The sequence below is a fragment of the Streptomyces sp. 11-1-2 genome, from assembly GCF_003595545.1.
Lineage (GTDB): Bacteria > Actinomycetota > Actinomycetes > Streptomycetales > Streptomycetaceae > Streptomyces > Streptomyces hygroscopicus_B.
Genome location: NZ_CP022545.1, coordinates 1,583,816 through 1,594,855, shown reverse-complemented (window position 1 = coordinate 1,594,855; position 11,040 = coordinate 1,583,816). Strand labels below are relative to the sequence as shown.

11 protein-coding genes are annotated in these 11,040 nt (G+C 70.3%); 6 read left to right on the top strand and 5 right to left on the bottom strand.

The window, feature by feature from the left end; translation table 11 throughout:
• Positions 1-26 precede the first annotated feature (26 nt).
• Positions 27-590, bottom strand: a complete 564-nt coding sequence (locus tag CGL27_RS06555) for a hypothetical protein (RefSeq protein WP_240450374.1) — start codon at positions 588-590, stop codon at positions 27-29.
• 349 nt (positions 591-939) lie between these two features.
• Here CGL27_RS06555 and CGL27_RS06550 point away from each other — a divergent pair, with 349 nt between their 5' ends.
• Positions 940-2,337, top strand: a complete 1,398-nt coding sequence (locus CGL27_RS06550; RefSeq protein WP_078638917.1) for a M28 family peptidase — start codon at positions 940-942, stop codon at positions 2,335-2,337.
• Between the two features lie 95 nt (positions 2,338-2,432).
• On the opposite strand, the gene CGL27_RS06545 is transcribed toward CGL27_RS06550, so the two are convergent.
• Positions 2,433-4,436, bottom strand: coding sequence for a M6 family metalloprotease domain-containing protein (locus tag CGL27_RS06545; protein WP_240450373.1), 2,004 nt, complete (start codon positions 4,434-4,436; stop codon positions 2,433-2,435).
• Between the two features lie 461 nt (positions 4,437-4,897).
• Here CGL27_RS06545 and CGL27_RS06540 point away from each other — a divergent pair, with 461 nt between their 5' ends.
• On the top strand, positions 4,898-6,532 hold the full coding sequence (locus tag CGL27_RS06540) for an AMP-binding protein (RefSeq protein WP_119985212.1): 1,635 nt from the start codon (positions 4,898-4,900) through the stop codon (positions 6,530-6,532).
• Positions 6,533-6,656: 124 nt separating this feature from the next.
• Here CGL27_RS06540 and CGL27_RS06535 read toward each other — a convergent pair whose 3' ends face one another.
• Positions 6,657-7,025, bottom strand: a complete 369-nt coding sequence (locus CGL27_RS06535; protein ID WP_078638914.1) for an arsenate reductase family protein — start codon at positions 7,023-7,025, stop codon at positions 6,657-6,659.
• A 122-nt stretch (positions 7,026-7,147) separates the two neighbouring features.
• Here CGL27_RS06535 and CGL27_RS06530 point away from each other — a divergent pair, with 122 nt between their 5' ends.
• The 4 genes from CGL27_RS06530 to CGL27_RS06515 all read left to right on the top strand — a co-directional run bounded on the left by CGL27_RS06530 (position 7,148) and on the right by CGL27_RS06515 (position 9,674).
• The gene (locus tag CGL27_RS06530; RefSeq protein ID WP_119985211.1) at positions 7,148-7,453 is read left to right on the top strand and encodes a hypothetical protein; all 306 of its coding nucleotides are present in this window, start codon (positions 7,148-7,150) and stop codon (positions 7,451-7,453) included.
• A 388-nt stretch (positions 7,454-7,841) separates the two neighbouring features.
• Complete coding sequence (locus CGL27_RS06525) at positions 7,842-8,321, top strand: general stress protein (protein ID WP_078638912.1); 480 nt, start codon at positions 7,842-7,844, stop codon at positions 8,319-8,321.
• A gap of 98 nt (positions 8,322-8,419) precedes the next feature.
• A complete protein-coding gene (locus CGL27_RS06520) occupies positions 8,420-8,926 on the top strand; it encodes a hypothetical protein (RefSeq protein WP_119985210.1) in 507 nt (168 codons plus the stop codon).
• Positions 8,927-8,996: 70 nt separating this feature from the next.
• Positions 8,997-9,674: a DUF305 domain-containing protein gene (locus tag CGL27_RS06515; RefSeq protein WP_119985209.1), complete on the top strand. Its 678-nt coding sequence runs from the start codon at positions 8,997-8,999 to the stop codon at positions 9,672-9,674.
• A 79-nt stretch (positions 9,675-9,753) separates the two neighbouring features.
• Here the strand turns inward: CGL27_RS06515 and CGL27_RS06510 are convergent, their stop codons facing one another.
• The gene (locus tag CGL27_RS06510; RefSeq protein ID WP_119985208.1) at positions 9,754-10,659 is read right to left on the bottom strand and encodes a M56 family metallopeptidase; all 906 of its coding nucleotides are present in this window, start codon (positions 10,657-10,659) and stop codon (positions 9,754-9,756) included.
• Positions 10,656-11,024: a BlaI/MecI/CopY family transcriptional regulator gene (locus tag CGL27_RS06505; RefSeq protein ID WP_078638909.1), complete on the bottom strand. Its 369-nt coding sequence runs from the start codon at positions 11,022-11,024 to the stop codon at positions 10,656-10,658. The genes CGL27_RS06510 and CGL27_RS06505 overlap by 4 nt, the downstream gene beginning before the upstream one ends.
• Positions 11,025-11,040: the final 16 nt, after the last annotated feature.

The following is an 11,040-nucleotide window of genomic DNA, read 5'->3' as shown; positions in this document are numbered from 1 at the left end:
CTTCCCTCGGTCCGGAACGCTGAACGCTATTGGCGGCGGCAGTCGTAACTGCCGTGCAAGACACTTCCGTCGGGGAAGGTGAAGCTCGTGGAGTTCTTGAAATGCCCTCGACCGAGCACCTGGTAGTCATCCATGAGGTCCAGCTTCACGCCCGATGTCTGTCCCGTGGCATTCGGTGTGATCACCTGGGTGAGGGGACCCTTGAATATCAGGTGGCCGTCCTTCCAACCGGACGAGGTGTAGTTTCCGGACGAACCCCAGTTGTCGTGGTACTGGTTGATGAATTTCCCGTCGACGGGATTCCAGCCGAAGGTCGAACGGCCGACCACGTTTCCGGGTTCGAGGGTGGCGTCCGTGTAGAAGTAATGTCCGCCCATCGCCCGCTTGGTGGTCAGCTTCAGCACCGCCGCCGTGCCACCCGGCGGCGGGGTGTACTCGCAGGTGTAGGAGCCGAGCAGAAAGTCGAGATCGCGGATCTGCGGAGGAGCGGGCAGCGGATTCCTGTCGCGCGGCGGTTTGGCTCTGGTATCGGGCTCGGCGTTCACCGGGGAGACGGTGAGCGCGATCAGGCTCACGGCGGCCACGCCCACGACACCGGCCGGGACACGCCGGATCCACTTCCTCCGCCGGGCCGTGCCATCCGGTTCCCGTTCCTCTGACTTCTCGGTGCGCACACTCGACTCCCAACCGTCAATCGGGCGCTGACCTGCGGCTGAATCACCTGCCAGGCGGCCAGTCCGGATACGGCGACCATCATTTGCGCCGTCACCAAAGTGGGCCTAACGCCCGGCTTGGCCTCCTCCCTGATACGACCCGATCGATACGAACCGATACGGAAAGAGGGGGACCCGCGAAAAGAGGCGCACTGGGCTCGCGTTAGCCCAGCTTTAGCCCGCCCGTCGAGCATGAATCCGGACCGTGGCGATGAGGAGGATGACGATGAGCGGCTGGCCGGCGCTGGAGAAGTACCTCGATCGGGCACCCACGTCGAAGGAGATGATGGCCTGGATCGAACTGATCGTCGGCCAGGGCATTCGCCGGGCGGGCTATCCGGCCGACGGCTGGACCGAGGAGTGGGCCGCGGAACAGTTCCGGGAGACCGGGCTGGCGGACGTACGGCTGGAGCCGCTGGACACGCCTATCTGGCGGCCGCGGTCCGCCGCCTTCGAGATCTGGCCCACCGGCCGCCCCGATGAGGTCATCCGCTTCGAGGGGCTCGCCCTGCCGTACACCACCCCGACCGAGGGCACCGAGGGTCGGCTGGTGCGGATGGAGGACGGGGAGGTGCGGGGCTCCATCGCGGTCCAGGAGATCGGCTTCACGCGGCTGCCGCAGACCGAGGTGCAGGCCCGGGCCACCGGTTCCTACGACCCCGAGGGCGTGTTCCCCGACCTGGTCCAGACCGTGCCGTTCGACCTTCCCCATGTGCTGGACTTCGACATCGCCATCAAGGACGGTGCCACGGCCTACGTCGGCCTGCTCACCGGACTGCCCTGGGAGACCAGCGACTTCTACTGGCCCTATGACGCCGAACGGCGCCCCATCCCCGGCATCTGGCTGAGTGGCCAGGACGGGCAGCGGGTCCGCGAGCTGATGGCATCGGGGGAGTGCGAGGGCCGGATCGTCTCCGACGCCACCATCACCGAGGAGACCACCCACAATGTGGTGGGCACACTGCCCGGCGCCTCCGACCACTGGTTGATCATCGGCTCACACCACGACGGCCCCTGGGCATCGGCCGTGGAGGACGCCTCCGGGGTCGCGCTCGTCCTGGCGCAGGCCAAGTTCTGGGCGTCGGTGCCCCAGGACCTGCGACCGCACAACATGCTGTTCGTGCTGACGTCCGGCCATATGGCGGGCGCCGCGGGCACACAGGCGTTCATCGCGGCGCATCCCGAGCTGTTTCCCCAGGTCGTCCTCGAAATGCATCTGGAACACGCCGCACGCCAGGCGGTGGTGGTCGACGGGGAGGTGGTGCCCACCGACGACCCCGAGGTGCGCTGGTGGTTCACCACCCAGGCGCCCGAGCTGGAGCAGCTGGTGGCCGAGTCCCTCGCGGCGGAGGACCTGCGCCGCTCGTGGATCCTGTCGCCGACCGCCTTCGCGCCGAACCCGGCCACCGACGGCGCCTACTTCTACTACACGGGTGTGCCGCTGGTGCAGCTGATCACCACGCCCATGTACATCTTCGATCCGCGGGACACCCCGGACAAGGTGGACGAGCAGAGCCTGGTGCCGCTCACCAAGGGGGCGGCGCGGATCATCGCCGGTACGGCCGGCTGCGAGCCCGACACCCTCCGGGTGCCGATCCAGACCGCGGCCGACGAGACGGAGTAGGGCCACCGAGCACCGACGGCCCGCAGAGCAGGGACGGCCCGCCGTATGCCGGCGGGCCGTCACCCGTTTCACACGTTCACCTGTCACCCATCGCCCTACCGGCGGTTCGTCAGCCGGCACAGCGCCTTGGCGGTGCGGTGCGGATCGCTTTCGGAGCGGGCACTGAGCACGACCGCCCCCTGCCGCGTGGCGCCCTTCTTCGCGGCCACGGCCACCTCGACATCCACCGATCCACCGGCCCTGGCGGTGGCGAGCCGGTTGGGCAGCCAGGCGGACCAGCCCCGGCCCACGGCCTTCGCCGACAGCCGGTAGACATCCGAGTCCACCGAAGTGGCCGCCGCATCGGCCCGGTCGCCCGTAGCGCGCCCGGTGTTGTCGAGGCCGAAGGTGCACACGGCCCGGGAGCGGGTGGCGTCCCCCTTGGCCTCGCCACGGTGGAGGGCCAGTCCGCGGCGCTGCGGTCCCGCGCCGTCGAGGGACTTCACGGCGATGGTGTACGAGAGCACTCCGGACCGGTCGCGCTTGAGGCCGAGCACATAGAAGTGCAGCCGGTTGGCCCGGTCGAGGTACTCGTACTGGCTGCCGGAGTCGGCTCCGGCGTGGAAGAGCGCATCGCTGAGCTGCCGGTAGTCGCCCATGGTGATCTTCTGGGTGGTGCCGTCGGGGCGCCGGAAGTCCACCAGGTCGATGTCCTCGGGGTGCGCGTCGACCACCCAGGCGAACGGGGCCCGGTCCTTGTTCTTCGTCTTGGTGAGCAGTACCCCGTGATCCGGGGTGAACGAGTCCATGCCCATGCGGTCGACGATCTCGACGGTGTAGTTGTCGTAGCCACCGCCGTCGCACAGCGGGTCGGTGGCGTTGTCGCAGGACGGCGAGAGATCGTGGCCCAGGGCGATGTTGACCCCGGAGAGCCCCTTCTCACCCGGTGGCGCCGAGCGTGCGGTGACCCGGGCGACGACGAGGCCGGAGCTCTTCAGGGCGTCGCGGTCCAGCCGCAGGACGTTCTTCTCGTCGACGATGCCGAGCTTCAGCTTGTCGCGCAGCACATGCTGGGAGCCCATCGAGCCACCGGCGGTGGCGGGGATCTGCCAGCGGGTGTGCGGCCCGCCGGGGCCGTTGAACGAACCGCGGGAGAGCATGCCCCAGATACCGGTGTACGAACGGCTGAGGGGGGTGCCGTACGGGTTGTTGTAGTTGTCCCCGATGCCCAGGATATGGCTGAGTTCATGGGCGTACACGGCCATGCCGGAGCTCTCGGCCTGCACCGACGACCCGTCGGCGGCGTTGGGCCAGATACGGGCGGCGGACTGCCAGGACGTCCACGGTACGTAGCGGGTCCGGGCGGAGTTGTCGCCCGCGGTGGCCGGCGGCCCCCAGGCGGCGGGTATGTCCGCCGCGCTCGGGAACTTCATCTGGCCGAACTCCTGCCAGGTGGACGACTCGTCCTGCCCGGCGGTGAGATAGAAGACGAAGTCGAACGAGTCCGCCTTGTCGGCGCCGGCATCGGCCACCCAGGCGGCCTTGCCGTCGGCCCGGATGTCCTGGTCGCAGGTGTCCCCGGCCGGGCAGGCGCCCGGGTTCATCGAGTCCTCGATGCCGTACTGATAGGACTTGCCCGGCATGCGGTACACACCGAAGGCGGTCAGATCGACACCGATGCGGCCGCCGGAGTCCTCCATCCAGTACTCGTTGATGGTGTGACCGTTGTTCAGCGGCCCCGGTGTGTTGAGGAAGTCCTGGTAGAAGCGCGGGAGGCGAGCGCGGGGGATATCGGAGGCACTGGCCTGCGGATTGCCGAACAGGGTGGATCCGGCCGGGCGGCTGACCGTGAACTCCTCGTCCGGATAGTCCAGGAGCACCAGCGCGCCCTTGAAGGTGCGCTGTGTGGGCTTGACGTCGGGGTCCGCCCAGCGTGTTCCGGGGACCGCACGGTAGTCGGCCCAGGTCATGTCGTCGGGGTTGCGCCACTGCTGCGGGTCGATCGGCCGCACCAGCGACGGCCGGGCGGGACCGGCCGCCGGTAAGTCATCGGGGGTGGCCCGCGCGGGTCCGGCGGCGATGGCCGCCGCGGTGGCGAGGACCGCGGCGACGACGGTCAACCGGCCGACGGGTCTTCGGGGGAGTAACAAGGCTCACCTCGTGTCGGGCGTCTCGGACTTCAGACATGACAAGCCGTACGAGCGGTATGCCTACCGCTGCCCCAAGGTAAGGCGGGGAAAGAGGGGGCGCCAGAGTGCGTCGGTGACGGCCGGGACCGCCGCCCGCCGGTCCCGCCCCGGGTTCCGCTCCGGGCCCCGCATCGGCTCCGCTCCGGCTCGCGGAGGTCGTCCCGGTCCCGGTACCGGAGGACGGCTGCCGGACCGGTGGGAAAGCGCGATAGCGTGTACAGGCCAACGGGAGCTGCCGCCTGGGACTACGGCTCAGCGCAACCCGGGAACAGCCCACCCCGGAAGGCGAGATGCGTCCGCGCCCCCGAGGTGCGTCCGCGCTCGCCCGAAGCCGGGCACCGACCCTGGCTCCCGTCCGGCGCGATTCGTGGATACCAGCACTAGGAGCCCTCTTGACCAGCCCGGAACAGCGCATGGCTGACCTGCTCAAGACCTTCGGTGAGCCTGCGGCGAACACCGCGTACCTGCTGTGCGACAGGCACCCGGACGACGCCGTCGCGTTCACGGTGGTGGGCAAGGACCTGACCGGCCACGACATGACGTACGGGGAGCTGAGGGACCGTTCGTCGCGGATGGCCGGTGCCCTGGCCGCCCTGGGAGTCGGAGTGGGCGACCGCGTCGCCACCTTGATGGGCAAATCCGCCGACCTGCTGGTCGCGAGCCTTGCGATCTGGCGGCTCGGGGCCGTCCAGGTGCCGCTGTTCACCGCGTTCGCCCCGCCGGCCATCGCGCTGCGGATCGCGGGCAACGCCACCAAGGTCGTGATCAGCGACGCCGACCAACGCCCCAAGCTGGACCCGGAGTCGGGCTTCCCCGGCGAGCGCCCCTGGCGGATCGTCACCACCGGGCCCGTCACCGGGTCGGACCTGTCCTTCGCGGAACTGGCCGAGGGAGACGCCACGCTGCCCGAACCGGTGGCCGTGGGCGGCGACGGGCTCATCGTGGAGCTGTTCACCTCGGGTACCGCGGGCACCCCCAAGGCCGTCCCGATCCCGCTGCGGGCTGTCGCGGGCTTCTCGATGTACCAGCAGTTCGGCCTGGACCACCGGCCCACCGACGTCTTCTGGAACGCCGCCGACCCAGGCTGGGCGTACGGCCTGTACTACGCGCTCATCGGGCCGCTCGCCCTCGGGCAGCGCGCACTGCTGTTGAACGGCCTGTTCTCCGCGGAGTCCACCTGGGAGGTGCTCTCCCGCTTCGGGGTCACCAACTTCGCCGCCGGGCCCACCGTCTACCGCAAGCTGCGCGCCTCCGGCATCCCCGCCCCCGGCGACCTGCGGCTGCGCTGCTGCTCCGCGGCGGGCGAACCGCTGCCCCCGGACGTCGTCGACTGGGCGCTCGAGACGCTCGGTGTTCCCGTGCGCGACCACTACGGCTCGACCGAACTGGGCATGGTGATCGCCCACGCCTGGCACCCGGCCCTGCGCGACGACATCAAGCCCGGCTCCATGGGCCGTCCGTTGCCCGGCTGGGGGATGAAGGTGCTGCGCGAGGACACCAACTCCGCGCTGGCCCGCGTGGACATCCCCGGCCGGGTCGTGGTGGACATCGAGAACAGCCCGCTGATGTGGTTCAAGGGCTACCGCGACGCCCCCGAGCAGACCGCCGAGAAGTTCAGCCCCGACGGACACTGGTTCTACACCGGTGACACCGCCTCCCGCGACGAGGAGGGCGATCTGTTCTTCTCCGGGCGCGGCGACGACATCATCCTGATGGCGGGCTACCGCATCGGCCCCTTCGAGGTGGAGACCGTGCTGCTGGAGCACGCCGCGGTGGCGGAGGCCGCCGTGGTCGGCGTACCGGACGAGGAGTACGGCGAGGTCGTGGAGGCGTTCATCGTGCCGCGGCCCGGGACGGAGGCGGACGACGCGCTCGCGGCCGAGCTGCAGCAGCTGGTCAGGGAGCGGTACGCCAAGCACGCCTATCCGCGGAACGTCCACTTCGTGGCCGAGCTGCCGAAGACCTCCAGCGGTAAGACGCAGCGGTTCCTGCTGCGCCCGCAGGAGCACTCGCCCCGGAGCCGCTGAGCGGCTCCCGCGCCCAGGAGGCGTCCACAGGGGCATCGCGCACGCCCCGGAGCCGTACCGCGCACGCCCGGCGTCCCGTGTCGTCACACGGGGCGCCGGGGGCGTCGTGCCCCTGGCCTTGAGGTCACTCGCGGGACCGGGACAGCGCCTCCCGTACCGCCTCCTCCGTGCGCCCCACCACCGCCGTACCGTCGTCCGCCGTGATGATGGGCCGCTGGATGAGCTTGGGGTGCTCGGCGAGCGCCGCGATCCAGCGATCCCGAGCGCTCTTCTCACGCGGCCAGTCCTTCAGCCCCAGCTCCTTCGCGGCCGCCTCCTGGGTCCGGGTGATGTCCCACGGCTCCAGCCCGAGCCGGCCGAGCACCTCGCGGATCTCGTCCTGGCTCGGCACGTCTTCGAGATAGCGGCGGACGGTGTAACCCGCCCCCTCCGCGTCGAGCAGGGTGAGCGCGCCACGGCACTTCGAGCATGCCGGATTGATCCAGATCTCCATGCCGCACACGGTATCGCGGGACCGCTTCGGAATGGCGCCTGACCAGGGGCCTTTGTCAGTGCCCGGCCGTAGAATGGAGGCAGTTGAAGGGAAGGTTTCCCGACCATCTCAGGAGGCTGCCGATGGCCGTTGCCGCACCCCCTCTCCAGGAGCTGCCGAGCTTCCCGACCCTGCCGAAGAAGCGGATGCCCGCCGGGCGTCCGCGTGAGTGGTACGAGTCCCACAACCGCCGTCTGAAGGCCATGCGCCTGGCTATCGCGCTGCTCAACTCCGGTGTCTACCGCCCCGAGCAGGCGCCCAACCGCAAGATACGCTCCACGGCCGCCCGGATCGGGGTGCATCCGCCCTCCGACACCACCTGCCGGATGGTGCGTTCCCTCATCCGCACCGATCACACCGACCGCCCCGACCGCCCCGCCCGCCGCTGAAACCGCCGGCCCGCCGCGCCTCCTCGGAGCGCGGCGGGCCCGGCCCGTCGGCGCGCGGTCACCGCGTCAGCGTCAGCCGTTCCCACGGCCACGACCGCTGTCAACGGTTAACCGAAAGAGGGAGCGGGCCCATGCACCGACAGCGCGAAAGGAAGCGGCCCCTTCCGGGAATGGCGCGGTCTCGTGCCCGGGTGGGAAATGAGGGGCGAAGAGTGGCAGGGAGAAGAGCGAAGAGGGCCGGGGAAATGTTCCGCGGATAGCCGCGCCGGCGTTCCGGATATCCGGCCGCGCGGACCATCTATCGGAGGTTCCGCCGCTTTCCCCGCGCCTCTCCCGTTGCGAGGGGACAGGCGCGGGCGCACGCTCTCCTTGACGGAGGGAGACGGCGATGACCCAGCAACCGCCGTCGGAGATGGTCGACCGCCCGGTCGTCGGCTCGTTTCCGACCTACGCCGGCGCCCAGCGCGCGGTCGACTTCCTGTCCGACAACAAGTTCCCGGTGGAACACATGGCGATCATCGGCTCGGACCTCCGCATGGTCGAGACGGTGCTCGGGCGGATGACCAGGGGTCGTGCGGCGCTGGCGGGGGCGGGTACGGGGGCCTGGTTCGGGCTGCTGGTCGGGCTGCTGCTGTCCGTGTTCGCCGCCGGGGCCAACAACGTGATCGTGCTGCTGGTGAGCGGTCTCGTCTACGGCGCGGTGTTCGGCGCGATCTTCGGTTTCGTCGGGCATGCCATGACCCGGGGGCAGCGCGATTTCTCGTCCCGCAGCCAGATCGTGGCCGCGCGCTATGACGTGGTCGCGGACGCCGAGGTCGCCGATGAGGCGAAGAACATGCTGGCCAGGATCGCGATGCGGGAGGGCTGAGCGGCTTCCGAGGGTCTTCCGGGGGTCCGTGCACATACTAACGGCATTAGGAGTAGGGTGTGGCTCCGAGAGATCACACCGACCCCCGAGGAGCGACGGTGACCACCGGCAGGAGTGTGCGCGCGGACGGAGTCCTTCCGCGGGTCCTGCTCGTCGTCGTGCTCGCGCTCGGTGTCTTCGTCATGCACACCCTGGGTCATCCCGACGGCGGATCCGGTGCGGGTGGGAGCCACTCGGCACACCACGCCTCCGGTGAGCCGCGCCCCGCGCCGTACGGCGGCGAGCCGTACGGCGGCGACCGCGACGGCCGTACGGCCGCCACCGGCTCCGGGTCGCACCGGGCCGCGCCCGCCCCGTCCGGCGAGGCCGAGCATGCGCCGGCCGCGCCCGAGACGAAGCCGCGCGCGCCCATGACCGGTATGGACATGGCCTCGCTGTGCGTCGCGGTGCTCGGCGTCTGGATGCTCGGGGCGCTCCTGAGCGCGGCCCTCACCCGCCGGGGCGGTCCCCCGCTGAGGCTCCCCGTGGCGTCGGCCGCCGTCGCGCGGCCCGACCCGCCGTCGCGCGGACCCGACCTCACTGCCCTGTCTGTTCTGCGGATTTAGGCCGAACCGCGCGTAAAGCGCCGGTACGCCCCACGGAACAGTCAACACTTGGCAAAAGAGGTATATCGACATGACCGCATTGACGCATGCCCCGCGTCGGCCGCTCCATCGCCGTCTCGCGCTTGTGGCCGCCGTCGCCGCCGCCGGGCTGCTGCTCGCCGGTTGCGGCGGGAGCGACGACATGAAGGACATGGACCACACGGGCGCGAAGGAGTCCACCGCCTCCGAGGCCACCGCGGCCTCCTCGGCGGGCGCGTTCAATGACGCGGACGTCCGCTTCGCGCAGATGATGATCCCGCATCATGAGCAGGCTCTGACGATGGCCGCACTGGCCGAGGACCGGGCCTCGGACTCGCGGATCACGAGCCTGGCGGGGCAGATCGAGAAGGCGCAGGACCCGGAGATCGCCACCCTGAAGTCCTGGCTCAAGGGCTGGGGTAAGCCGGAGAAGGCGTCATCGGGCGGTATGGACGGCATGGATGGCATGGACCACGGTTCGAGCGGTAAGGGCGATATGGGCGGAATGATGTCCAAGGAGGACATGCGGAAGCTCGAGGTCGCCAAGGGGCCCGCCTTCGACCGTGCCTTCGCGAGCCTGATGATCGACCATCACCAGGGCGCGATCGCCATGGCGAAGGACGAGAAGAAGAACGGCCGTAACGCCAAGGCCAAGAAGCTCGCCGACGACGTCGTCAAGAACCAGTCCACCGAGGTCGCCACTCTGCGGACCCTCCTCGACCGGCTCTGATCCGCCTCCCGCCCCGCCGCCCCGGGTCCCGCGGTCCCTCCGTGTGGCCCCGGGGCGGCCCCCGAGGCGTGCCGGGGCGTTATCCCATCCCGGGGGCGCAGCCGAGCAGAGGGGGCAGCAGCGGTACGGCCACCGCGGCCGCCACCACCAGGCCACGCAGCGCCGGATGTGGACGCCGCCGGGCGTCCAGCATCCGCCGCAACCGGACCAGGACGTCCGGTCCGCCGACGCTGAAGGCCCCGCCGGGAGCATGGCCCGCCGCCATCGCGTACAGGGCTGAGACGAGCGCTTCGCGCGGATGGCGGCGCAGGGCCCGGTCGTCCGCGGCCATCTCCAGCAGAAGTGCCGTCTGTGCCTTGGCTTCGCGCGCCAGCGGCAGCCACCGGAACACCCGGGCGAACGCCTCGGTGGCCGCCAGTGCCAGATGGTGGCGGCCCGCGATATGCGCGCGCTCATGCTCCAGTACGGACTCCAGTTGGGCGGGGGAGAGGAGTCTCAGCGCGCCCGCGCTCACGACGATCCGCGGCCTGCGGCCGGGCAGGCAGTATGCCGCGGGCGTGTCATGGTCCAGCACGGTGGCGCGCCAGTGCGCCGAGCGCCGGCCGACCATGTCCAGCACGCTCCGGTGCCGGGCGCGAACGCGCCGGGCCCGCAGCAGCTCATGGCCGAAGCGGATGAGCGGAAGCAGTACCACCAAGGCCGGTGCGGCGATGGCCGGAACGCCGACCGGGCCCGGGATGCGGGCGTCCAACGTCAACCCACAGAACCGGAGCAAGCCGGACATTCCATTATGAAGATGCCAAGTTGGGGTGACGAGGTGATAAGTGGTCATAGCCAGCGCGATGGTGAACGACAGGACCAATCCATGCCAAACGGCAACCGCCAGGCCGGGTGCGCGATGCGGCCAGGCGCTGCGCGCCAGCGCCTTCGGGGCCAGCGAGCCGACCGCGGCGGCGTAGCAGCCCAGGGCGAGGGCGGCCGTCACGCCCGGGTCCGCCGCCCCGTGGCCCGCAGTGCCTTGCGCAGCGCGCTGACCTCCTCCGGGCCCATCTGCTGGACGAAGTGGGCGAGGGCGGCGGAGCGGTCCTCGCTGGTGCCGAGCGCGTCCTCCATCAGGGCGGCGGTGTACTCCTCGCGGCTGCGGACCGGTGAGTACACCCACGCCCGGCCCTCCTTGGCGCGCAGCAGCCAGCCCTTGTTGTAGAGGATGGAAGCGACGGTCATCACCGTGGTATAGGCGACCGGGCGGTGCTCATTGATGTCGTCCACGATCTCCCGCACTGTGGTGGGACGCTGCCAAGCCCAGAGGCGGTCCATGATCTCCGCCTCGAGCTCCCCCAACCGTCGCATGGACGCTTCCTTCCGC